At 72.8% G+C, this 23,642-nt stretch carries 20 protein-coding genes; 12 read left to right on the top strand and 8 right to left on the bottom strand.

Annotated features, from left to right (window positions below; genetic code table 11):
* Positions 1–200 precede the first annotated feature (200 nt).
* Positions 201–1,970, bottom strand: coding sequence for a dolichyl-phosphate-mannose--protein mannosyltransferase (locus tag ACFWM7_RS04985; RefSeq protein ID WP_383255199.1), 1,770 nt, complete (start codon positions 1,968–1,970; stop codon positions 201–203).
* Positions 1,971–2,023: 53 nt separating this feature from the next.
* Here ACFWM7_RS04985 and rsmI point away from each other — a divergent pair, with 53 nt between their 5' ends.
* Positions 2,024–2,908 (top strand): 16S rRNA (cytidine(1402)-2'-O)-methyltransferase, encoded by an 885-nt coding sequence (gene rsmI / locus ACFWM7_RS04980; RefSeq protein WP_383255197.1) that lies wholly within the window; start codon positions 2,024–2,026, stop codon positions 2,906–2,908.
* Positions 2,909–2,917: 9 nt separating this feature from the next.
* On the opposite strand, the gene ACFWM7_RS04975 is transcribed toward rsmI, so the two are convergent.
* Genes ACFWM7_RS04975 through ACFWM7_RS04955 form a run of 5 tightly spaced genes read right to left on the bottom strand, consistent with a single transcriptional unit; the run spans position 2,918 to position 6,859 of the window.
* A complete protein-coding gene (locus tag ACFWM7_RS04975) occupies positions 2,918–3,976 on the bottom strand; it encodes a serine hydrolase domain-containing protein (protein ID WP_383255195.1) in 1,059 nt (352 codons plus the stop codon).
* Positions 3,973–4,908: a DUF6895 family protein gene (locus ACFWM7_RS04970; protein ID WP_383255193.1), complete on the bottom strand. Its 936-nt coding sequence runs from the start codon at positions 4,906–4,908 to the stop codon at positions 3,973–3,975. The genes ACFWM7_RS04975 and ACFWM7_RS04970 overlap by 4 nt, the downstream gene beginning before the upstream one ends.
* Positions 4,905–5,942 carry a DUF6895 family protein gene (locus tag ACFWM7_RS04965; RefSeq protein WP_383255191.1) on the bottom strand — a complete coding sequence of 346 codons (1,038 nt, stop codon included), beginning with the start codon at positions 5,940–5,942 and terminating at the stop codon, positions 4,905–4,907. Before ACFWM7_RS04965 ends, ACFWM7_RS04970 begins: the two co-directional genes overlap by 4 nt.
* A gap of 7 nt (positions 5,943–5,949) precedes the next feature.
* The gene (locus ACFWM7_RS04960; protein ID WP_383255189.1) at positions 5,950–6,672 is read right to left on the bottom strand and encodes a hypothetical protein; all 723 of its coding nucleotides are present in this window, start codon (positions 6,670–6,672) and stop codon (positions 5,950–5,952) included.
* 10 nt (positions 6,673–6,682) lie between these two features.
* Positions 6,683–6,859, bottom strand: coding sequence for a hypothetical protein (locus ACFWM7_RS04955; RefSeq protein WP_383255187.1), 177 nt, complete (start codon positions 6,857–6,859; stop codon positions 6,683–6,685).
* 453 nt (positions 6,860–7,312) lie between these two features.
* On the opposite strand from ACFWM7_RS04955, the gene ACFWM7_RS04950 reads away from it, so the two are divergent.
* From ACFWM7_RS04950 to ACFWM7_RS04925, 6 genes are all read left to right on the top strand, one after another.
* A complete protein-coding gene (locus ACFWM7_RS04950) occupies positions 7,313–7,684 on the top strand; it encodes a hypothetical protein (protein WP_383255185.1) in 372 nt (123 codons plus the stop codon).
* Between the two features lie 58 nt (positions 7,685–7,742).
* Positions 7,743–8,609: a TatD family hydrolase gene (locus ACFWM7_RS04945; protein ID WP_383255183.1), complete on the top strand. Its 867-nt coding sequence runs from the start codon at positions 7,743–7,745 to the stop codon at positions 8,607–8,609.
* A gap of 109 nt (positions 8,610–8,718) precedes the next feature.
* On the top strand, positions 8,719–10,086 hold the full coding sequence (locus tag ACFWM7_RS04940; RefSeq protein WP_383255181.1) for a ubiquitin-like domain-containing protein: 1,368 nt from the start codon (positions 8,719–8,721) through the stop codon (positions 10,084–10,086).
* Positions 10,083–10,955: a 16S rRNA (adenine(1518)-N(6)/adenine(1519)-N(6))-dimethyltransferase RsmA gene (rsmA, locus tag ACFWM7_RS04935; protein WP_383255179.1), complete on the top strand. Its 873-nt coding sequence runs from the start codon at positions 10,083–10,085 to the stop codon at positions 10,953–10,955. The genes ACFWM7_RS04940 and rsmA overlap by 4 nt, the downstream gene beginning before the upstream one ends.
* 26 nt (positions 10,956–10,981) lie before the next feature.
* Complete coding sequence (locus ACFWM7_RS04930) at positions 10,982–11,890, top strand: 4-(cytidine 5'-diphospho)-2-C-methyl-D-erythritol kinase (protein ID WP_383255177.1); 909 nt, start codon at positions 10,982–10,984, stop codon at positions 11,888–11,890.
* 72 nt (positions 11,891–11,962) lie between these two features.
* Positions 11,963–13,294, top strand: coding sequence for an acyltransferase (locus tag ACFWM7_RS04925; protein WP_383255174.1), 1,332 nt, complete (start codon positions 11,963–11,965; stop codon positions 13,292–13,294).
* A 183-nt stretch (positions 13,295–13,477) separates the two neighbouring features.
* Here the strand turns inward: ACFWM7_RS04925 and ACFWM7_RS04920 are convergent, their stop codons facing one another.
* Positions 13,478–14,182 carry a lipoprotein gene (locus ACFWM7_RS04920; RefSeq protein ID WP_383255171.1) on the bottom strand — a complete coding sequence of 235 codons (705 nt, stop codon included), beginning with the start codon at positions 14,180–14,182 and terminating at the stop codon, positions 13,478–13,480.
* A 147-nt stretch (positions 14,183–14,329) separates the two neighbouring features.
* On the opposite strand from ACFWM7_RS04920, the gene ACFWM7_RS04915 reads away from it, so the two are divergent.
* The 5 genes from ACFWM7_RS04915 to ACFWM7_RS04895 all read left to right on the top strand — a co-directional run bounded on the left by ACFWM7_RS04915 (position 14,330) and on the right by ACFWM7_RS04895 (position 23,214).
* Positions 14,330–16,147, top strand: a complete 1,818-nt coding sequence (locus ACFWM7_RS04915) for an ABC-F family ATP-binding cassette domain-containing protein (protein ID WP_383255168.1) — start codon at positions 14,330–14,332, stop codon at positions 16,145–16,147.
* Between the two features lie 76 nt (positions 16,148–16,223).
* Positions 16,224–18,020, top strand: a complete 1,797-nt coding sequence (locus ACFWM7_RS04910) for a PQQ-binding-like beta-propeller repeat protein (RefSeq protein WP_383255166.1) — start codon at positions 16,224–16,226, stop codon at positions 18,018–18,020.
* Between the two features lie 238 nt (positions 18,021–18,258).
* Positions 18,259–20,208 (top strand): PQQ-binding-like beta-propeller repeat protein, encoded by a 1,950-nt coding sequence (locus ACFWM7_RS04905; protein WP_383255164.1) that lies wholly within the window; start codon positions 18,259–18,261, stop codon positions 20,206–20,208.
* Positions 20,209–20,296: 88 nt separating this feature from the next.
* Entirely contained in the window at positions 20,297–22,210 is a 1,914-nt protein-coding gene (locus tag ACFWM7_RS04900) for a PQQ-binding-like beta-propeller repeat protein (RefSeq protein WP_383255162.1), read from the top strand.
* A gap of 251 nt (positions 22,211–22,461) precedes the next feature.
* Positions 22,462–23,214, top strand: coding sequence for a response regulator transcription factor (locus tag ACFWM7_RS04895; protein ID WP_383255160.1), 753 nt, complete (start codon positions 22,462–22,464; stop codon positions 23,212–23,214).
* A 102-nt stretch (positions 23,215–23,316) separates the two neighbouring features.
* Here ACFWM7_RS04895 and ACFWM7_RS04890 read toward each other — a convergent pair whose 3' ends face one another.
* Positions 23,317–23,631, bottom strand: a complete 315-nt coding sequence (locus tag ACFWM7_RS04890) for a hypothetical protein (protein WP_383255158.1) — start codon at positions 23,629–23,631, stop codon at positions 23,317–23,319.
* Positions 23,632–23,642: the final 11 nt, after the last annotated feature.

Raw genomic sequence — 23,642 nt, 5'->3', positions numbered from 1 at the left:
GCCTAATCGGGCCCGGCGGGAAGGGAAGGAGGCGCGATGGGGCGTGGAGGCGCGTTCGAAGGTGGCGGGCGCCGGGGTGCGGAGGCGCGGTGGGAGTGGCTGAAACAGACCCCTTGCCGGACCGGGGGTGTGCGCCAACAATGCGCATGTCAATTCGTCAACTCGTGCCCGGGCCGCGCCCTCTTCGTGTTCCTGCCCTGCTACACCCAGGTGTCCAGCCACATCCGGTCCCGCCACAGGTCCTCCGGGATCGACGTCCCGGTGTAGAGCGGCCAGAAGTAGATGAAGTTCCAGATGACCAGGAGGACCAGCACGCCCACCGCGATCGCCCCCAGGGTGCGGCGGCGTTCGCCGGTGGGGTCGTGGGCGGTGAGGCCCAGTTCGGCCCGGGCGCCCGTGCCCGCCGCCGGGCCCATGATCGCGCCCAGCATCATCGTCACGGCCAGGCAGAGGAACGGGACGAACACCACCGCGTAGAACAGGAAGATCGTCCGCTCCTGGTAGAAGAACCAGGGGAGCCAGCCCGCCACCACACCGCAGGCGATCGCGCCCGCCCGCCAGTCGCGGCGGAAGAACCAGCGCCACACCACGTACGCGAGGGCGAAGCACGCCAGCCACCACAGGAGCGGGGTGCCGATGGCCAGGACCTCGGCGGCGCACTTGCCCGTGGACGACTCCGCGCAGCCCGTCTGCTCCTCGTAGAAGTACGAGACGGGCCGGCCCAGCACCAGCCAGCTCCAGGGGTTGGACTCGTACGTGTGGCCGGAGGTCAGGCCGACGTGGAAGTCGTACACCTGGTTCTCGTAGTGCCACAGGCTGCGCAGCCAGTCCGGGAAGAGCCAGCTCCAGGAGGAGTCCTCGCCCTCGGTGGCCGCCCAGTTGCGGTAGTAGCCCTTGTCCGTGACGATCCAGCCGGTCCAGGACACGACGTACGTCACGATCGCCACCGGCACCGTCGAGACGAACGCGGGGACCAGGTCGCGGCGCAGCACCGCCTGGTACGGGTGCACGGCCCCTGCTGTCCGCCGTGCGCCTACGTCCCACAACACCGTCATCAGGCCGAACGCGGCCAGCACGTACAGGCCGTTCCACTTCGTGGCGAACGCCAGGCCCAGCATCACGCCCGCCGCGAGCCGCCACGGCCGCCACCCCAGGCGCAAGGTTTCCGCGACCCGGGCGTCCGGGCGCAGCACCCCCTCCTCGTCCACCGGCAGCGCGTCGGAGAGCCTACGCCGGGCGTGGTCCCGGTCCACCACCAGGCAGCCGAACGCGGCCAGCACGAAGAACATGACGATCAGGTCGAGCAGCGCGGTCCGGCTCATCACGAAGTGCAGGCCGTCCACCGCGAGCAGCAGCCCCGCCAGGCAGCCCAGGAACGTGGAGCGGAACAGCCGCCGGCCGATCCGGCAGAGCAGGAGCACGGAGACCGTGCCGAGCACCGCCACCATGAAGCGCCAGCCGAACGGCGTGAAGCCGAACATCTGCTCGCCCAGGCCGATGATCCACTTCCCGACCGGCGGGTGCACCACATAGCCCGGGTCGGTCGGGATCGGCACGGAGGACGGGTCGTTCAGGATCTGCTTGTCGACGTCCTTGGGCCAGGACCCCTCGTACCCCTGGTTGACCAGCGCCCACGCGTCCTTCGCGTAATACGTCTCGTCGAATATCACCGCGTGCGGCTGGTCCAGCTTCCAGAACCGCAGCAGGCCCGCGACGAGAGTCACCAGCAGCGGGCCGCCCCAGGCAGACCACCGCACCAGGCTGTCCGCCACGTGCGGCGGGATCGCGAGCACCGACCACACCTGCCGTCCGGGCCGCGTGTACGGCGGGTCCAGCCGGTCGCGGAGAGAGACCTCCGGGCGGGGGACATGGCCGAAGCGGCGCAGCCGCCGTTGCCAGGAGGTCGGCTGTTCGCCGAGCGGATCCCCGGCGTCTTGGCCCCGCTGGGTCTCGGGTGCGGTACTCGTCACCGCGCCATCGTAGGGAACGCATCTGTGCGAAGGGCGCTGCCCGTGCTGCGAGGATGGCTGATGTGACTGGAACGACTGGAACGCTCGTGCTCGCAGGAACCCCCATCGGTGACGTGGCGGACGCCCCGCCGCGCCTCGCCGCCGAACTGGAGCGGGCCGACGTCGTCGCCGCCGAGGACACCCGGCGGCTGCGCCGGCTCACCCAGGCGCTCGGCATCCACACCTCGGGGCGTGTCGTCTCCTACTTCGAGGGGAACGAGTCCGCCCGTACGCCGGAGCTGGTGGAGGCCCTGACCGGCGGCGCGCGCGTCCTGCTGGTGACGGACGCGGGCATGCCGTCCGTCTCCGACCCCGGCTACCGGCTCGTCGCCGCCGCCGTGGAGAAGGACATCCGGGTCACCGCCGTCCCCGGGCCGAGCGCGGTGCTCACCGCCCTCGCCCTGTCCGGGCTGCCCGTGGACCGCTTCTGCTTCGAGGGGTTTCTGCCCCGCAAGGCCGGTGAACGGCTCTCCAAGCTCCGCGAGAACGCCGACGAGCGGCGCACGATGGTCTTCTTCGAGGCCCCCCACCGCCTCGACGACACCCTCGCCGCGATGGCCGAGGTCTTCGGCGCCGAGCGCCGTGCCGCCGTCTGCCGGGAGCTGACCAAGACGTACGAGGAGGTCAAGCGCGGTCCGCTCGGCGAGCTGGCCGTGTGGGCCGAGGACGGGGTGCGCGGGGAGATCACCGTCGTCGTGGAGGGCGCGACCGACTCCGGCGACGAGGGTCTTGACGCCGAGGAGCTCGTGCGGCGGGTGCGGGTGCGCGAGGAGGCGGGGGAGCGGCGCAAGGAAGCCATCGCCGCCGTCGCCGCCGCCGCCGGGCTGCCCAAGCGGGAGGTGTTCGACGCGGTGGTGGCCGCCAAGAACGCGGAGAAGAGCGCGGGGAAACCCCAGTAACTACGGCACCTACGGCGTTTCCGCCAGCAGGCCGTACGCCGTCGCCACGAAGGTGTCCGCCCGGTGCACCCGCCGCGTCGCCGTCGCCGCCACCACGAGACCCGTGTCCGGGCGGAGGCCGAGGAACGCCTGCTGGCCGAGGGTCGCTCCCGCGTGGAAGAGGACCGGACCGTACGGGGACGGGTGGTGGAACCACGTGAGCGTGTGGGTGTGCGCGTGCCGCAGGCCGCGCCGCAGCACCGGCCTCCGCACCTCCGCCAGCGCCCCGGCCAGCGCGGGGTCCGTCGGCTCCGGCCCGTCCAGATGCGCCTCCAGGAACGTCAGCAGGTCCAGCGGGGTCGCCCGGACCGCGCCCGCCGCCGTGAAGCCGCCGGTGTCCAGCGCGGGCACCGGCGTCCCGTCGCGGCCGTGCCCGACCGCGTCCGCGCCCTCGGGGCCCGGGCGCACCCGGGTCGCCGCCAGGCCCAGCGGAGCCAGCACCTGCTGGTGCAGCAGGACCTCCCACGGGGTTCCGGTGGCCGCCGCGAGGGTGTGGCCGAGGACCGAGACGGCGAAGTTCGAGTAGCGCCAGCGGGTTCCGGGCCGGTGGCGCGGGCGGGCCCGCAGGAACGCCCGGACCACCCGGTCGGCCGGGTAGCCGCCGTACGGGTCGGTCGACCAGCGGGGCACCGCCTGCGGGTAGAAGTCGGCGGGCAGGCCCGGCAGCCCCGAGGTGTGGGTGAGCAGATGGCGCAGGGTGATCCGGCGCACCGCCGGGTGCACCGGGAAACCCGGGGCCAGCAGGTCCGCCGCCCGGTCCTCGTACCGCACCCGGCCCTGCGCCACCAGCCGGGCCAGCAGCAGCCCCGCGTACGGCTTCGACGCCGAGCCCAGCTCGTACGCGATCAGCTCGCGGGGGACCGGGCCCGGCTCCGCGCTGCCGCCGGTGTGGACGGTGCGTACCCCGTTCCGGCTGACCGCGAGCACCAGGTCGGGCGCGTCGACCGCCTGCGCCGCCTCGGCCAGGAGGCGGGCGGTGGCGGCCGGGGAGCCGGGGGCGGTCACGCGGACCGCCGTCGTGCCGGTCATGCCGGGGCCGGATCCGCGCTGAGGTCGGACAGGGCGCGGGACATCGCCAGCGCCGAGGCGAACGCGGCGACCAGCGTCGGGTGGTAGACCAGGTCGAACACCGACTCCTCGTCCCCTTCCGGCATCCCGCCGACCACCGGCATCGCCCCGTCCGGCTGCTGCGCCTGCGCGAACCCCTGCCAGGCCGCCGGGTCCAGAGTCGGTTCGGGCAGGCACGCGTCCACGACCAGCAGCTCGCCCAGCAGGTCCCAGCGCTTCAGGTCCAACCAGTCGTCCAGCCAGACCGGCAGCCAGAGGGTCAGGTACTCCGCGATGTCGGCGGGGAGCCCGGCCGGTTTCTCGCCCCAGTCGGTGAGGTGGAAGACCGTGTGGGTGATGTCGTAGCCGATATGGCCCTCGACCGTCCACGGCTCGGGCCGCCGGGCCAGCCAGGTGTGGGCCAGCGCCGCCGTCTCCGGGACGCTCGGCTCCACCCCGAACCGCCGCTCGATCGCGCTCAGGCCGAACCGCCGCACCGGGAGCACCTCCAGCGCCGCCCAGCTGGCGAGCCGGTGGTTGAGCCGGATCGCGGACTCCAGGTCCGGCTGCCGGAAGCCCAGCTCCCGGAACGGTACGTAGACCTCCAGCGGCACCGGCGAGAGCGGTTCGCGCCGCTGGCCCTCCAACAGCCGCGTCCCGGAGCCCAGCAGCTCGTGCCAGGCGTAATCCAGCAACTTGTGGGCGAGAGAGGACTGCTGCGAGCCGGCCACGCCCTCGCGGAAGATGACCTTCGCGATCAGCGCCAGCTCGCCCAGCGGCTTGAACCGGTCCAGCATCCCCGTCTCCGGGGCCGGATCGTCCTCCAGCCGAAACCCCCGCCGGTGTTCGTACAGCCAGCCCAGGGCCTTGGCCCCCACGTCGTGGATCTGCCGGATGCCGCTGCTGCTGGTCATGCGGTGCGCCTTTCCCGGCCGGGCACGGCCCCGCCGGTCTCGCCCCGCCCGCCGTTCCCGTGCAGCGACCTCAGGGACAGGGCCGCGGCGAAGGCCGTGACGAGCGTGGAGTGGTAGCAGTCGATGAAGGGGTACGGGTCCGGCGCGGGGTCCTGGACCGGAACGCCGGTCTCCGGGACGCAGCCGGTCGGATGCTGGGCGTCGGCCAGCACCGGCCAGACCGCGTCCAGCAGTTCGACGGGCGCCGGGCCCGGCAGCGAGGCCGCCACCGCGAGCAGCTCGCCGGTCAGGTCCCACTGGCCGCTCTCCAGACAGCCGTCGGCCCAGGCGGGCAGCCAGGTCCGCAGATAGCCGTCGATCTTCTCCGGCACCCGGTCGGGCATCCGACCCCAGTCCGTGAGGTGGAAGACGGTGTGGGTCAGCGCGTAGCCGGAGGGGCCCTCGAACATCCACGGCTCCGAAAGACCGCCCAGCCAGGTCCGGGACAGCACCGCACCGGCGTCGGTGTGGGTGAGGACCCCCACCCGCCGCTCGGAGTTGACCAGGCCCAACTGGCGGTTGGCGTGCTGCTCGGTGTGGGCCCAGGCGCGGGTCGCGGTGAGCGGGCGGGCCAGCGCCTCGAAGCCCTCGTGGCGCAGTCCGGACCCGGCGAAGGCGGCGTAGATCTCGTACGGGTACGCGGCGAACGGCTCGGCGCGCAGCAGCTCCAGGAGCAGCGCACCCTCGTGCACCTGCTCCCAGGCGTACGCGACGAGGTCCCCGGCCAGTTCGCGTTCCGGGGCGCCGGGGGCGGTGGCGCGGCGGATCGTCGAGCCGAGCTGGGCCAGCTCGCCCAGCGGCTTCAGCGTGCCGTTGACCTGGGCGTGGGGTTCCAGGATGTCGTCGGGGAGCACGAAGCGCGTGCGGTGCGCGTCGGTCCACCCGAGGGCGGCGCGCAGGACGCCGGGGAGGACGGCGAGCGCGGCCCCGGGGGGCCGGGCTTGTCCCGGGCGGCTTTCGGGCCCCGGCCGGTCCTGTGTCGCGGACGTCGTCACCGGGCCCTCACCGCGCCCTCGCCTCGGCCATCAACCGGGCGGCCCGCACATGGAGGGTGACCCGGGGATCGTCGCCGCCCATCAGCTCGACGAAGTCCAGGCCGCGTTCCAGGCCCAGCGTCGCCGGTTCGCCGCCGATCGCCGCGAGCCAGCGGCCCGCGCCCGCCGCCTGGAGCCAGTCGCGCCGCCGCACCGCGCGGACGAAGCCGCGCGACAGGTCGACCGCGCGGTGGGCCGCGGCCCGCTGCACGGCCGAGGGTGCGGCCGGGACGGCGAGCGGCGCGAGGACCGAGAGCTGGTGGGTGAACGCCTGCCAGGGGGCCTCCTCCAGCCAGGCGGCGTCGGGCTCCGCGTACGCACCGGGTGTGCCGGGCCCGGGAGCGGTCGTGCCCGGTGAGGACGGCGCCATCCGCTGGAGCGTGGAGATCATGTGCCAGTGACTCCACGCCGTGGCGGCCGGAGCGTCGGGTTTGGGCGGGAACTCCCGCACCGCCCTGTCGAGTACGGCGACGTCGCCCGGATGCGGATGACGCCCGTACAGAACACTGGGCAGCAGCAGGTCGGCCCCGATGACCCGTACCGCCGCGATTCCGGTCCGATTCTCCTCGTCGATTCCCGCCGCGCCGCACACCGTGGCGAGGTGGTCCCCGCTCCGAAGAGCGAGGACCACCTCTGTCGCCAGGTCATGCACGGCGCCCGCCAGGGGCGACGGAGCATGTGTCTGGTCCATGTGCCGGCGACTAGCCCTTCTTCGGGCGCGGGGTCGGCGGCGAGAGCAGCAGGCCGCCAGTGCCTGCGATAAGCACGAGAGCGGCGCACTCGCGGGAGTCGCGGTACACACCTTCGACCTCGCCCGGGTTGAGAGCGGCGTCGAGGTCGAGCTCGATGTCGGTGGCAGTGGTGTCCGTGGTGAACATGGGTTGTTCCCCGTCCTGTGGGAAATGGGGTGGACGTAATGAGTGAAAAGGAGGAAGCGCGCCGCCGCAAATCGGGGTGCGACATCCGGGGAAATCACGCATTCAATTGAATGATGAATTCATGAGGTGCGGGTGGGGCGAAAGCCCGGGAATTCAAGGAAAAGGGGAGGGATGGGAGGGGGTGGTGCGCGGGCGCGTTCACGACCGGCGGGCGGCGCGCTCGGGGGCGCTCGGTGCCCTGGCGGTCACGCGCTGTCCTGCCTCGTACCTCTGCCGCGCCATGCGTCGGCAAAGGAGGGCCCAAAGGAGGCCAAGAACGCATCAACAATGCCTCTGAGCTGGTGCGTCCATCTGGGTGGAGGTGTCCACTGGAAGGGACGGGCCACCTGTTCGTAACCCTCGGGCGGGCCGGCCGTCCCCGGAGCGTGTGACCGGCGGACAAGAGGAGCAGGCATGAGCGAGATCGCAGCGACCACTGTCCATGAGGCGTATGCCTTCGCCTGCATGAAGTGTGGGTACGGCTGGGAGCAGTCCTACGAGATAGAGCACCACGTCGACGTGCACGGTCACGCCTTCGTGGTCTACACGGCGGACGGCGAGCGCGTGCCGTCGCCGCTCTCCACTCCCACCTGCACCAACTGCGGAGGACACGTGGTGCGCATCATGCGGGCGGGGCGGGTCGCCGGTGTCCAGGAGCTGCTGCGGAAGCAGCGGATACCGCAGACCGCGGACATCGGCGCGAAGGACCGTACGGTGTCGACCGCCGCCGCCCCGGACCGCCACTGGCGGCTGTCGGACCTGCTGCACCCCTTCCAGCGCAGGTGACGCCTGCGGGCCGGACGCCGACGTCGTACGGGGGCCGGGCCCTCGTAGAGTCGTCGGCATGAGCCGTACCGAAGCCCCGCCGCTGCCGGAACCCCTGAGGGTTCCGGTGGCCGACTCCCACACCCACCTGGACATGCAGGACGCCACCGTCGAGGAGGCCCTCGCCCGGGCCGCCGCGGTGAACGTGAGCACCGTCGTCCAGGTGGGCTGCGACGTGGCCGGCTCCCGCTGGGCCGCCGACACCGCGGCCGCCCATCCGGCCGTCCACGCCTCGGTGGCCCTGCACCCCAACGAGGCCCCGCGCATCGTCCACGGCGATCCGGACGGCACCGCGCGGCAGGGGGCCAGGGAGCCCGGCGGCAGGGCGGCGCTGGACGAGGCGCTCGCGGAGATCGACGCGCTGGCCGCCCTCGACCACGTGCGCGGGGTCGGCGAGACGGGCCTCGACTTCTTCCGTACGGGCCCCGAGGGCGTCGCCGCCCAGGAGGAGTCCTTCCGGGCCCACATCGAGATCGCCAAGCGGCACGGCAAGGCCCTGGTCATCCACGACCGGGACGCGCACGCGGACGTCCTGCGGGTCCTGGCCGACGCGGGCGCGCCCGAGCGCACGGTGTTCCACTGCTACTCCGGCGACGCCGAGATGGCCGAGGTCTGCGCCCGGGCCGGGTACTTCATGTCCTTCGCGGGCAACGTGACCTTCAAGAACGCCCAGCCGCTGCGCGACGCGCTGGCCGTCGCCCCGACCGAGCTGGTCCTCGTCGAGACGGATGCGCCTTTCCTCACCCCCGCCCCGTACCGCGGACGGCCCAACGCGCCCTACCTCATCCCGGTCACGCTCCGCGCGATGGCCGAGGTGAAGGGCCTGGACGAGGACGTGCTGGCCGCCGCGATCTACGACAACACGGCGCGGGCGTTCGACTTCTGAGCCACGGTGTGCACGCTGCGTAGCCGTGCCGCTTTGGAGAGTCACCGCTACTCCGCTATCGTCCCCGCCCACGACGGGGGGCGGCAGCGGGCGGATCTTCAGGAGCGGCGTGAACGGCGTGAACACTTCGCAGGACAGGCGTCTCGGCGCGTTCCACGAGCAGCTGACGCTGGCGGACGGGACGTGGAGGGCGGGCCCCGCCGCCCCCGCCCCGGCCGCCCCCGCCCCGCCTGCCCACGCCCCGACCATGGTCGACACCCCGCTCGTCGACGCCCTGCTCGACGGGCCGCCGCTCGACGGGCCGCCGCCCGCGGTGCCCCGGCGGGGCCCCACCCGCGCCGAAGCGCGACGGGCCGCCAAGCGCCGCCGCACCCTCGTCGCCGACCCCGAGAACCTGAAGCGGTTCGTCCCGAAGGCCCTCGTCGTCGCCTTCCTGGCCGGCGGCACCACCGCGTTCGTCGCCCACGACAAGGCCGTCCGGCTGGAGGTCGACGGCACGCCCCGCACCCTGCACACCTTCGCCGACGACGTCACCGAGCTGCTGGAGGAGGAAGGTGTCACGGTCGGCGCGCACGACCGCGTCTCCCCGGACCCCGGCGCCGGCCTCGACCACGGCGACGAGGTCGTCGTCCACTACGGGCGGCCCGTCACCCTCACCCTCGACGGCGCCCGCCACCGGGTCTGGACGACCGCCGACACCGTGGCCGGGGCTCTGCGCGAGTTCGGGATCCGGGCCGAGGGGGCGCACCTTTCCGCCGCCCGCTCCACCCGGATCGCCCGCACCGGTCTGACCCTCGCCGTCCGCACCGAACGCGCCGTGACCTTCATGGCCGACGGCCAGGAACGCGCCCTGCGCACCAACGCCGCGACCGTCCGCGAGGCCCTCGCCGAGGCGGGCATCACCCTGCACGGCCAGGACACCACCTCCGTCGACCCCGCGAGCTTCCCGCGCGACGGGCAGACGATCTCCGTCATGCGGATCACCGACAGCCGCGAGGTGCGCGAGGAGCCGATCCCGTACGCCGTCGAACGCAGCGACGACCCCGAGCTGTTCCGGGGCGTCGAGCGGGTGGAGCGGGCGGGACGCAACGGTGTACGCCGGGTCACGTACGCCGTCCGGACCGTCAACGGCGTCCGGCAGAAGCCGCGCCGAGCCGCCGAGGAGCTGGTCCACCTGCCGGTCAGCCGCGTCGTGCGCACCGGCACCCGGCAGCGCCCCGACTCGGACGCCGGGGCGGACGGGCTGAACTGGTCCGCGCTCGCCGCCTGCGAGTCCGGCGGGCGCGCCGACGCGGTCGACCCGAGCGGCACGTACGGCGGGCTGTACCAGTTCGACACCCGGACCTGGCAGTCCCTCGGCGGCAGCGGACGCCCCCAGGACGCACCCGCCGCCGAGCAGACGTACCGGGCGAAGAAGCTGTACGTGCAACGGGGGGCGAGTCCGTGGCCCCACTGCGGCCGTAGGCTTACCGGGTGAGCAGCACAGAGCCCGACGCCCTCCTGGGCCCCGCAGACATCCGCGACCTGGCAGCCGAGCTGGGCGTACGCCCGACCAAGCAGCGCGGTCAGAACTTCGTCATCGACGCCAACACCGTCCGCCGCATCGTGCGCACGGCCGAGGTCCGCCCGGACGACGTGGTCGTCGAGGTGGGCCCCGGGCTCGGCTCGCTGACCCTGGCGCTGCTGGAGGCGGCGGACCGGGTGATCGCGGTCGAGATCGACGACGTGCTCGCGGCCGCGCTGCCCGCCACGGTCCAGGCCCGGATGCCGGAGCGCGCCGACCGCTTCGCCCTGGTCCACTCGGACGCGATGCTGGTCACCGAGCTGCCGGGCCCCGCGCCCACGGCGCTGGTGGCGAACCTCCCGTACAACGTGGCCGTCCCCGTCCTGCTCACCATGCTGGAGCGGTTCCCGAGCATCGAGCGGACCCTGGTCATGGTCCAGGCCGAGGTGGCCGACAGGCTGGCCGCCCGCCCCGGCAACAAGGTCTACGGCGTGCCCTCGGTGAAGGCCAACTGGTACGCGGACGTCAAGCGCGCCGGGTCCATCGGCCGCACCGTCTTCTGGCCCGCCCCGAACGTCGACTCCGGCCTGGTCTCGCTCGTCCGGCGCACGAAGCCCATCGCCACCACCGCGTCCCGCGCCGAGGTCTTCGCGGTCGTGGACGCCGCCTTCGCGCAGCGCCGCAAGACGCTGCGCGCCGCGCTCTCCGGCTGGGCCGGTTCCGCGCCCGCCGCCGAGGCCGCGCTCGTCGCCGCCGGGATCTCGCCGCAGGCGCGCGGGGAGGCGCTGACGGTGGAGGAGTTCGCGGCGATCGCGGAGAACAAGCCGGAGGTGTCCGCGTGAGCGCCGGACAAGCCGGAGGCGGCCCTGTGAGTGCTGTCCGTACGGGCGTCACCGTCCGCGTCCCCGCCAAGGTCAACGTGCAGCTCGCCGTGGGCGCCGCCCGCCCCGACGGCTTCCATGACCTGGCCAACGTCTTCCTCGCCGTCGGCCTGTACGACGAGGTCACCGCGGTCCCGGCCGACGAGCTGCGCATCACCTGCTCGGGCCCGGACGCCGCCCAGGTCCCGCTGGACCGTACGAATCTCGCCGCCCGGGCCGCCCTCGCGCTGGCCGAGCGGTACGGCATCGACCCCGCCGTCCACCTGCACATCGCCAAGGACATCCCGGTCGCGGGCGGCATGGCGGGCGGCAGTGCCGACGGGGCCGCCGCCCTGGTCGCCTGCGACGCCCTGTGGGGGACCGGCGCGAGCCGCGACGAACTCCTCGCGATCTGCGCGGAGCTGGGCAGCGACGTGCCGTTCAGCCTGGTCGGCGGGGCCGCGCTCGGTACGGGACGCGGCGAGAAACTGACCCCGATCGAGGTCGGCGGCACGTTCCACTGGGTCTTCGCGGTGGCAGACGGGGGCCTCTCCACGCCCGCCGTCTACGGGGAGTTCGACCGCCTCACGGCCGACACCGAGGTCCCCGAGCCGACCGCGTCCCCCACCCTCCTGGCCGCCCTGCGCTCCGGCGACTCCGGCGCACTCGCGGGAGCCCTGAGCAACGACCTCCAGTCCGCCGCGCTCTCCCTGCGCCCGTCCCTCGCGGACACGCTGGCGGCGGGCACGGAGGCGGGGGCGCTGGCCGCGCTGGTCTCCGGATCCGGGCCGACGACGGCGTTCCTGGTCCCGGACGAGGAGACGGCCGAGAAGGTGGCGGCCGCGCTGATGGCCTCCGGGACGTGCCGCAACGCCCGCGTGGCGGTCTCGCCCGCGCCGGGGACACAGGCGATCTGACGCACGTACTCACCGCCCATGTGAGTACGACGACGCTGCCGTCCCCCACCCCGCGCACGCGACCGTACGGGCATGGGATCAAGTGTTCGTGAACTGGCCGGGGCGACGCCCGTCACCCGGGACCGTTACGTCGACCTCCTGCGGGTCGCCTCGCTCGGCGCGGTCGTGCTAGGCCACTGGCTGATGGCCGCCGTCACCCCGGACGGGGTGGGCAACCTGCTCGCCGTCGTCCCGGCGCTCCAGCCGCTGACCTGGCTGCTCCAGGTCATGCCGGTGTTCTTCTTCGTCGGCGGCTTCTCGCACGCGCTGTCCTACCGCTCCCTGCTCCGCAAGCGCCCCGAAGGGGCCGGGGATTCCGTCTACTCGGCCTTCCTCCGCGCCCGGCTCCAGCGGCTGCTGCGCCCGACCATGGTGTTCGTCCTGGTCTGGGGCGCGGCGGCGCTGCTGGTCCAACTCCTCGGCGGGGGCGGCGGGCTGACCGGCGTGACCCTGCGGATGGTGACCCAGCCGCTGTGGTTCATCGGGATCTACCTGGCGATGGTGGCGTTCACCCCGCCGCTGCTGAGGCTGCACGAGCGGTACGGCTGGGGGGCGTTCGCGGGTCTTGCGGGCGCGGCGGTCGCGGTGGACGTACTGCGCTTCGCGGTCGGAGTCCCGTACGTCGAGTTCCTCAACTTCGCGTTCGTCTGGCTGGCGGTCCACCAGCTCGGCTTCCTGCGCGCCGACGACCGCATCCGCCGCCCCGCGATGCTCACCGGGGCGGGCCTGGTCGCCGCGACCGCGCTGGTGGCGTTCGGCCCGTACCCGCTGTCCATGGTCGGGATGCCCGGCGAGAAGGTCAGCAACATGGCCCCGCCCACCCTCGCCCTGCTGGCCCACGGCCTCTGGCTCGTCGGCGCGGTGGAACTCCTCCGCGCCCCGGCCGCCCGCCTGCTGGAGCGCCCCCGCGTCTGGCGCACGGTGGTGGCGGCCAACGGGGTGGCGATGACCGCGTTCCTCTGGCACCTCACGGCGATGTTCGGGGTGTACGGGGCGCTGCTCGCCCTGGACGTCGAGCTGCCCGAGCCCGCGTCGGCCGCCTGGTGGACCCAGGTCCCGCTGCGGATCGCGCTGGCCGCAGGCTTGACCGTCGCCCTGGTCGCCGCCTTCCGCACCTTCGAACGCCCGGCCCCGTCGGCACCGGGACGGCCGGGAGCCACAGGCGAGGGCCCCCTCGCGGCCCTCGGCGCGACCCTCTGCCTGCTCGGGGTGCTCGGTCTGTCCATGGTCGGCTTCAACGGCCTGCTGGACGGCCGCACGGCCCTGCTGATCGCGATTCCGGTCAGCGCCCCGGCCGCCGTCGCGATGACGCTGGGCGGCTGGCTGCTGGTGGAGCGGGCGGGGCGGGGGCGGGGCGCGCGGTAGGCGTCCGGCCACCAACGCCGCGGCGAGCGCGACCGCGGCCGCTTTCGGCAACCACCGGTGCCCGGTGAACCGTTCCCATGCCGCGGCCACCACGTCGCCCCCCGGCCCTTGATCGGTCGCCGCACGGTATCGCAGGCCCCCGGCCCAGCGGCGGGCACGGGCCCGGGAGCGGCGACGGGCCGGTCAGCCGAGCTTCAGGGACTTCTTCGCCAGCTCGTACGCCGGCAGCATCGCGGTGTGCTCCTCGGTGTCCATCCCGCCCAGGTGCACCAGCACCGGGCCGTCGGGCGTCGAGACGGCGAAGGCGCGCTCGCTCTTCGACTCCTCCAGCAGCTCACTGTGCCCCGTGTACCGGACCTCGGCGGCCGCGAGCGTACCGGCCTTCACCTGCGTGTAGGCGGCCTTACTCGCGTTCGGGTCGTCTTCCACGAAGGCCTTCAGCACCGCCTGCGGGTCCTCCTCGGACGCCTTGCCCCGCCACACCCGCAGGAAGCCGATGTTCCCCGCCGGCTTGGCGTCGATCTCGCAGACCATCTTCACGGTGCCCTGCTCGGCCAGATCGGCCAGGATGGAGTCCGGCTCCAGCTCGATCGCCTTCGGCTTCCAGCGGGCGGCGAGGTCGAAGGTCACCGGCAGCTCGCACGCCGAACCGGGGCCGCCGAGCCGCCCGCCCTTCGCCGCCACCTTCACGCCCTCGGCTTCGGCCGTGTCCGTTCCGGCCTTCTCCGCCGCCTTCGCGGGAGCGCTGCTGCTGACCGCCGGTCCGGCCGGGCCCCCGTCCTCGGTCCCGGTCCCGGCCGACGACGAACAACCGGCCAGCGTCATCGCCGCCGCTGCCGTCACTGCCGCCAGAACCCGGCACCGTCTCGTCCCACGCGTCATGGTCATGAAGTCCCCACCCCGGATGTCTGCCGTACCCCTACGACCTGGGGCTTCTCCCCATGATCGATCGCGGCACGCTATCGCACCCCACGCGGCGACTACTCTGGTACGTCGAGTGGTCCTCGCCGCAGGGATCCCCAAGACAGGAGTGAAATGGCCGTCAATCTGGTCAATGTCGAGCAGGTCAGCAAGGTGTACGGCACCCGTGCCCTGCTCGACGGCGTATCCCTCGGGGTGTCCGAGGGCGACCGGATCGGTGTCGTGGGCCGCAACGGCGACGGCAAGACCACCCTCATCCGGATGCTCGCCAAGCTGGAGGACGCGGACACCGGCCGCGTCACCCACAACGGCGGGCTGCGCCTCGGCGTCCTCACCCAGCACGACTCCCTGGACCCGGAGAAGACCATCCGCCAGGAGGTCATCGGCGATCTCGCCGACCACGAGTGGGCGGGCAGCGCCAAGATCCGCGACGTACTCACCGGGCTCTTCGGCGGCCTCGCCCTCCCCGGCTTCGAGCACGGGCTCGACACCGTCATCGCCCCGCTCTCCGGCGGCGAGCGCCGACGTATCGCGCTGGCCAAGCTCCTCATCGACGAGCAGGACCTGATCGTCCTCGACGAGCCCACCAACCACCTCGACGTCGAGGGCATCTCCTGGCTGGCCGGCCACCTGCGCGCCCGCCGCTCCGCCCTCGTCTGCGTCACCCACGACCGGTGGTTCCTCGACCAGGTCTGCACCCGCATGTGGGACGTCCAGCGCGGCACCGTCCACGAGTACGAGGGCGGCTACAGCGACTACGTCTTCGCCCGCGCCGAGCGCGAACGCATCGCCGCCACCGAGGAGTCCAAGCGGCAGAACCTCATGCGCAAGGAGCTGGCCTGGCTGCGCCGCGGCGCCCCCGCCCGTACCTCCAAGCCGCGCTACCGCATCGAGGCCGCCAACGAGCTCATCGCCGACGTGCCGCCTCCCCGTGACACCAGCGAGCTGATGAAGTTCGCCAACGCCCGCCTCGGCAAGACCGTGTTCGACCTGGAGGACGTGACCGTCCAGGCCGGGCCCAAGACCCTCCTCACCCACCTCACCTGGCAGCTCGGTCCCGGCGACCGCGTCGGCCTGGTCGGCGTCAACGGCGCGGGCAAGACCTCCCTGCTGCGCGCGCTGGCCGAGGCCGCCCGTACGCAGGGCGACGAGCAGCCCGCCGCCGGGAAGGTCGTCGTCGGCAAGACCGTCAAGCTCGCCTACCTCTCCCAGGAGGTCTCCGAGCTGAACCCGAACCTCCGGGTCCTGGAGGCCGTCCAGCAGGTGCGCGACCGGGTCGACCTCGGCAAGGGCCGGGAGATGACCGCCGGTCAGCTCTGCGAGCAGTTCGGCTTCACCAAGGAGAAGCAGTGGACGCCCGTCGGCGACCTCTCCGGCGGTGAGCGCCGCCGGCTCCAGATCCTGCGGCTGCTGATGGACGAGCCCAACGTCCTCTTCCTCGACGAGCCCACCAACGACCTCGACATCGAGACCCTGACGCAGCTGGAGGACCTCCTCGACGGCTGGCCCGGGTCGATGATCGTGATCTCCCACGACCGGTTCTTCATCGAGCGGACCACGGACAAGGTCATGGCGCTCCTCGGCGACCGCGCCCTGCGCATGCTGCCGCGCGGGATCGACGAGTACCTGGAGCGCCGGCAGCGGATGGAGGAGGAGGCCACCCCCTCCGCCGCCGCGCCCCGTTCGTCCGGAGCCCCCGCCGCCGCCCCCGCCGTCTCGGCGCAGGAGGCCCGTGCCGCGAAGAAGGAGCTGCAGAAGGTCGAGCGGCAGCTCGACAAGCTCTCCACCCGCGAGACCACGCTGCACAAGCAGATCGCGGACAACGCCACCGACTTCGAGAAGGTCGCGAAGCTCGACGCCGAACTGCGTGAACTCGTCACCGAGCGGGACGAGTTGGAGATGCGCTGGCTGGAGCTGGCCGAGGACGCCTGACCGGGCCGACGGGGCTGCCGCGGCAGGTGGTAGAACGGGGCGGCAGGGACCGTACGTTCGAGGGGGACCACAACCGATGTCGCAGCCGCCGCAGGGCAGCCCGGGGGAGCAGGGAGGCTTCGGCGCTCCGTACGAGCCGCAGCCCGGTGCGTACGGAGAGCCGGGGCAGCAGCACCAGCCGCAGCCCGGTGCGTACGGAGAGCCGGGGCAGCAGCACCAGCCGCAGCCCGGTGCGTACGGAGAGCCGGTGCAGCACCAGCCGCAGCCAGGCCCGTACGGTCCGCCGCCCACGCCGCCGTACGGCTACCCGCAGCCGCAGCCGCAGCCGCAGCCGCAGCCGCAGCCGCCCACCGTGCCGCACGGCTACCCGCAGCCGCCCACCGTGCCCTACGGCCAACCCCAGCAGCCGCCCTCCGGCGGGTCCGGGGGCGGCGGGCGTTCGCGGGGCCGGGTCGCCGGTCTCGTCGCCGCCGTGCTCGCCGGGGTCCTCGTCATCGGGACAGGCGTCTGGTTCGCGGTGGGCGGCGACGACGGCACCGACGACAAGAAGCCCGTCGCGAAGGAGAGCACCGCCCCGAAGAAGCCCAGCGGCGAGCCGAGCCCGAAGCTGACGCCCGCCCCGGGCGCGGCGGAGCTCAACAAGGGCCGCAAGGACGGCGAGGCGAAGGTCCGCTGGGTCCAGAAGAACGACGTGGACGTGCCGCAGGCCGGCGTCGCCGTGCGCGGTCCGTGGATCACGGGCGGCATCGTGGCCAAGGCCATGTACCGCACGGCGTCCGGCTACTCCCTCGACGACGGCTCGCGGAAGTGGAGCCTGCGCCTGCCGGCCGACGTCTGCGCCGCGCCGACGCAGCCGAGCCCGGACGGCAAGATCGTCATCGCTCTCAAGGAAGACACCATCGAAGGTGCGGACTGCGAGAAGCTCCAGATGATCGACCTGACCACCGGCAAGGCGGGTTGGACCGCCACCCTCGACCGTTCCTCGATGACGGACGGGTTGTCGAACATCGCCATGGCGGTCAACGGCGACGTCCTGACGGTCGGACGGACGACCCGCACCGACGCCTACCGGATCAGCGACGGCAAGCACCTGTGGGACCGGCTGCCGGGCTTCTGCCAGCCGTACGGCTTCACCAGCGGCGACGTCCCGCTCGCCGCGGTCGACTGCCGCAAGCGTCCGGGTGACGACGACACCCCGGACGAGGAAGTGCGGCGCATGGACCCGGCCACCGGCAAGACCGTGTGGACGTACAAGGTCAAGAAGGGCTGGAAGATCGACCGGTTCTACTCCGTCGACCCGCCGGTCGTCTCGCTGCGGCAGGACGGGCTGGAGGCGAAGTGGGCCATCGCGCTCCTGGGCGACGACGGCACCCTGAGCGCTCAGCCCGACCCCGGCAAGGAGGACTTCGAGGTCCAGTGCGGCGAGCCGGGCGACAATCTCGACGACTGCCTCGGCGCGGCCGCGGGCGGCGACACGTTCTACCTCGCCACGAAGCCCGTTCACGTGGACGGCGAGTTCACCAACTCCGTCGTCGCCTTCGACATGAACACCGGCAAGATGAAGTGGAAGGCGCCGGCGCCGCCCGCGCAGACGCTGCATCCGATGCGGGTCGAGGACGGCAAGGTGCTGCTGTACCTCACCCCGCCGTACTCGATGGGCGCGGCAGGCGGCGGCATCATGGCGCTCGGACCGCAGGGCGGCGCTCCGCAAACGGTCCTGCGGCATCCGGCGTCGGCCGGAGGCGCCGAGCAGATGTTCGATCTTGCGGTCCGCTATGTCGACGGACGCTCCCTGGTCGCCACCGGCCGCGTCACCGCCGAGACCGACGCGGAGGAGATGGACCTGGAGACGATCATCGTCTTCGGTGACTGACCATCACCTCCGACCGGGGCGTAACGAGGGCATCACAAGGCGGTTCTCCCTTGGGAACAGGGGCTGGACCGATCCGGTCCCGAGTGGCGGGCGGGTGGTACAAAGAAGCCCCGCCCGACTGTCGTAACACCGCGGAAGCCATGCCCGATTCGCTCCTTTCCGAGGGGGATTGACCCCTCTCGGAATCGCGGGGGAGACCGGATCGCGCACCGGGCCGCACGAAGGGGGACGTGCTGATATGAGCCAGCCGCCCAGCCAGCAACCGCCGCAGGGAGGCTTCGGGGCTCCGCAGGAGCCGCCGAACGGAGCTCCTCAGCCGCCCCAGGGACCGCCGCCCCAGGATCAGCCTGACCTGGCCAGGCCGCCGCAGACGCCGCCCGGTCAGCCGCCCCAGGGGCCGCCGCCCGCACAGTCGCCGGCGCCCCCGGCCGGCCCGCCGCAGACGCCCCCGCCGGGCACCCCGGCGTACGGCTACCCGCAACAGCCCCCGGCGCAGCCCGGCTACGGCTACCCGCAGCAGCCCGGCCAGGCGCCCGGCCCCTACGGCCAGCAGGCCCCCGGCCAGGCGCCCGGTCCGTACGGCCAGCAGCCCGGCCCGTACGGCCAGCAGGCCCCCGGCCCGTACGGCCAGCAGGCCCCCGGAGCGTACGGTCAACAGCCCCAGCCCGGTTACGGCTACCCGCAGCAGCAGTATCCCGGCGCCCCCGGCCCCGGCGGACCGGGCTCCGGCGGCGGGTTCCTCAAGAACAAGACCGGCATCATCGTCGCGGCGGCGCTCGCCGTGGTCCTGGTCGCCGGCACGGGCACCTACTTCCTCGTCAGCGACAGCGGCGACGACGACCCCAAGAAGCCCGTCGCCAACACCAGCAACGACCCCAAGGCCCCCAGCGCGTCGCCGACCGTCGACGAGGGCGACGGCAACGGCGACGGCCGCGAGGCGGACGACGACCTCAACGCCGGGCGCAAGCCGGGCGAGGCGAAGGTCGCCTGGCTCCAGAAGAACGACGTCGACCTGCCCCGCAACGGCTCGTCCGTCGAGGGCCCCTGGTTCGCCGGCGACGTGATCGCCAAGGCCATGTACCGGGGCGTGTCCGGCTACTCCGTCGCCGACGGCAAGCAGAAGTGGACCGTGCCGCTCCCCGCCGACGTGTGCGCCACGCCCAACTCCCCCACCGCCGACGGCAAGATCGTCATCGGGGTGAAGGACGGCACCACGGACAAGGCCAAGTGCTCCACCCTCCAGATGATCGACCTCAACACCGGCAAGCCCGGCTGGAAGAAGACGATCAAGGGCAACGGCACCTGGGACTTCCTGTCGGACATCGCTCTCGCGATCAGCGGAGACACCGTCACCGTGGGGCGCACCGGCAACTCCAACGCCTACCGGGTCAGCGACGGCAAGGAGCTGTTCGGCAACCCCGAGGGCAACTGCAAGCCCTTCGCCTTCGCCGGCGGCCCGAAGCTCATCGCCGCGGCCAGTTGCCGCACCGACGACATCGAGAACCCGCAGCAGCAGGTCCAGGAACTGAACCCGGTCACCGGCAAGCCCAAGTGGACGTACCAGCCGCCGCGCGGCTGGGAGGTCAGCAAGGTCTACTCGGTCACCCCGCTCGTCGTCCGGCTGGAGCACGAGAAGAAGAAGCAGTACACCATCGTCGCGCTCACCGAGAGCGGCAAGCTCCGCTCCCAGCTCGCGCCCGGCAAGAGCGACAAGCTCACCGCCGACTGCGGGAGCCGTTTCGCGATCTTCGGAGAGAGCCTCGAAGGGTGCAGCGGTGTCGCCGCCGACGCCAACACCTTCTACATGGCGACCGAGGACGACTCCAGCGGGACCGCCCGGACGAACAAGGTCATCGCCTTCGACCTGAACACCGGAAAGCCCAAGTGGGAGGCGCCCGCCCCGGCCGAACGCGTCCTGAAGCCGCTGGGCATGGAGGGCGGCGACGTGCTGCTCTACATGCGGCCGAAGTACGACGCGGCCGGCGCCCTCGTGACGCTCGCGCCGACCGGCGGCACCCCCAAGACGCTGCTCCAGCACCCGGCGTCGACCGGCCGGATCGAGAACGGTTTCTTCTCGTCCAAGGTCGTCTACGAGGGTGGCCGCTCCTTCATCTTCAGCGAGCGCGTGAGCGCGACCAACGACAAGGAAGAGCTGGAGCAGTCGACGCTGCTGGTGTTCGAGAAGTGACGGACTCCAGCCCCGGCACCCGGCCCCTCCAGGCCCCTCCCGGCCCCACGCGCCCCCACATCCACTCGTCCCCAGAGGTACGCACGCCATGACCCAGCCGCCCCAGCCACCGCAGCAGCCGCCCAACGAGCCGTCGGACACGCCCCCGCCGCCGCCCGCCGGTCCGCCCTCGGGTGGGTTCGGCGCGCCGCAGGACCCGCCGCCGGGAGGGTTCGGCCAGCCGACTCCGCCGCCCGCGGACCCCTTCGGCAAGCAGCCCCAGCAGCCGCCCGCCGCGTCGCAGGACGCGCCCGCCGGGGGCTACGGCACCCCGCCGCCCCCGCCCCCCGGCGGCTACCCCGCCCCGTCCGCGCCGCAGCCAGGCGGTTACGGCTATCCGCAGGCGCCGCAGCAGGGGTACGGCTACCCGCAGGGGCCCGCCGGACAGCACGGCCAGCCCGGGCACCCCGGTCAGCCCGGGATGCCGCAGCAGGGGTACGGCTACCCGACCCAGCCGATGCACCCGCAGTACGGGGCCCCGCAGCCGGGTGGCGACGGCGGCGGCAAGAAGTTCTCCACCCAGATGCAGATCATCGTCGCCGCGGCCGTCGCCGTGGTGCTGATCATCGGCGCCGGCGTCATCTACTCCACCACCGGCGGTGACGACAAGGGCGGCAAGAACGAGGCCTCCTCGTCCGGCTCCACCGGCGGCGAAGCCAAGGGCGGCGAGGACGGCGGCCTGGCCGGGGGCAAGGAGAAGGCGCCCGCCAGCACCAAGTCCAAGGTCGCCTTCCAGATCCCGGAGCCGGAAGTCGGCGACATCACCACGGTCGAGGGCTCATGGCTCACCGACAAGGCGTACGTGAAGTCCGGCGTCGCCGAGATCACCGCCTACGACCGCGACAAGGGCACCGAGCTCTGGTCCGTCCCGCTGCCCGGCGAGGTTTGCACCGCCTCCCGGCACATGAGCAAGGACTACAAGACCGCGATCGTCTTCGAGGAGAAGAAGGCGACCAAGGAGGACAAGTACCCGTCGTGCAACCAGGTCGGCGTGATCGACCTGACCGCCGGCAAGCTCGTGTGGAGCAAGGGCATCACCTCCGCCACCGGCGGTGACCAGCAGGTCCGCTTCGACGAGGTCACGCTCAGCGGGACCACCGTCGCCGCGGGCGGCACCTCGGGCGGCGCGGGCTTCAACCTGGCCGACGGCGCCGAGCTCTGGAAGCCGAAGGTCGGCTCGGACGGCTGCTACGACCGCGGCTACGCGGGCGGCGAGGCCCTCGCCGTGGTCCGCAGGTGCGGTGAGATCGACAGCCCGCAGCTCGCCGTGGAGGCACTGAACCCGAAGGACGGCGCCCCGCTGTCCTCGTACAAGATGCCCGCGGGCATCGACTACGCCGCCATCGTCTCCACCAAGCCGCTGGTGGTCGCGGCCGACGTCGGCGACACCGCCGGCGACGGCAGCGGCATCTCCGACTTCTTCTCGATCGACGCGGCGACCGGCAAGCTGAAGGTCCGTATCCCCGCCGACGCCGAGCAGTACGCGGCCCGCTGCGGCTCCACCGAGGTCGAGAAGTGCCAGAGCCTGGCCGTCGGCAACAACCGGCTCTACCTGCCGACGGAGAACCACGACGGCACCAGTGAGTACGGCGAGACCAACGAGATCGTCGCCTTCGACCTGACCACGGGCAAGCTCCTCGGCAACCGGGCCGACGCCGGCGACAGCTACAGCCTGGTCCCGCTCCGCATGGACGGCACCAACGTCATCGCGTACAAGGAGCCCCCCTACGACAAGGGCGGCCAGATCGTCTCCATCGACGGCGAGACCTTCAAGCAGACCCTGCTGATGGAGAACCCGGACGACGAGGCGGTCCGGGAGGCGGAGCGTAGGTTCACCAGCGACCACTCCGAACTCCTCTACTCCGACGGGCACTTCTTCAAGTCGAAGAGCCTGGTCAGCAAGCGCAGCGTCATCGACGCCGACGACAAGCTCTATCTCGCCGTCGGCTACCGCGCCGACTGACCACCGCGCTCCTTCGGGAGCGTCGTGCAGCACAAGGCCCCGCCGGTCGATCACCCCCACCGGCGGGGCCGATCGTTCTCCGCCGGTGAAGTGATCACCGACTACCGGTCAACGAGCCCCGAATCGCGCAGAATTCGGCATTCTGGTGGGCTTCTCCCACGTAAGCGCCGCGCGGCACCGGGCGAGCGTGTAGCTTGCCGGGGCAGGAGTCCGGGGGGCCGGGCGTACAGGGCTTTGGGGGCTGAGGACCGATGGGCGTGCGGCTCATGGTGGTCGACGATCACCGTCTGCTCGCCGAGGCACTCGCCTCGGCGCTGAAACTGCGCGGGCACCGGGTGCTCGCGGCGGCCGCGCCGACGTCAGGGGCCGCCGAACTGGTGGTCAGCAGAGCCCCGGAGGTCTGCCTGTTCGGTACGGCATCGCCCGCCGCCCCCGGGGTCTTCGACCCGATCACGCGCATCGGCCAGGAGCGCCCGCAGGTGGCGGTGGTGGTCCTCGGACCGGTGCCCAGCCCGCGCGGGATCGCCGCGGCGTTCGCCGCCGGGGCCGCGGGGTACGTCCGGCACGACGAGCGCATCGAGGGCGTGGAGCGGGCCATGCTCAAGGCGCGGGCGGGGGAGAGCGCCATCGCCCCGCAGCTGCTGCGGGGCGCCTTCGCCGAGCTGCTCAACCCGGCGGTCCAGCCCGACGACGAGGGGCGGCGGCTGCTGCGGATGCTCACCCCGCGCGAGGCCGAGGTGCTGGTACGGGTCGCCGAGGGCGAGGGCACCCGGCTGATCGCGGCCGGGATGGACATCGCCCCGAGCACCGCCCGCACCCATGTCCAGCGGGTCCTGATGAAGCTCGGGGTCGGCTCCCGGCTGGAGGCGGCCGCCCTCGCCGCCCGGACCGGGCTGCTGGAGCGGGCCGCGGGGAACGGCGTTGCGCCGCAGGGCCCGTACACCCCGGAGGGAACGCCGCGCGGTACGCCGCAGGGGCCGTACGTCCCCGGGCGGAGCGGGTGACGGACGGCCCCTGCGGGACGTGGCGGCCGGGCGGCGGGCTCACCGGCGGTGGGCTCACCGGCGGCGGCCGGCCGGGCGGTGTGCGGCCGGGCGGCGGGTGGTTCAGCCCGCGTCGGACCCCGGCTCCCGCTCCCGCTCCGGCTCCGCTTCCGGGGCTGCCGGGGCCTCGGCCGGGCGCAGCTTCATCCAGACCAGGAAGAACAGGCCGAGCGCCAGCATGGCGAGGCCCGTCCACAGGTTGATGTGGACGCCCTCGGCCTTCTTCAGGTCGGCGTCGGACGGGCTGAGGCCGGCGATGGTGACGATCACGCCGTAGACCACGAACAGGCCGCCGATGATCCGCCGGATGTCGAAGAGACGGGCCGCGGTCGCGGACTTGCGCTCCAGTTCGGAGACTTCCTTCTGCAGGTCGGACATGGTGAGTTCCT

Source organism: Streptomyces sp. NPDC058375, assembly GCF_042723425.1.
Lineage (GTDB): Bacteria > Actinomycetota > Actinomycetes > Streptomycetales > Streptomycetaceae > Streptomyces > Streptomyces durocortorensis.
Note: the sequence above shows the minus strand (reverse complement) of the source record. Positions and strands in the feature narration are given on the sequence as shown.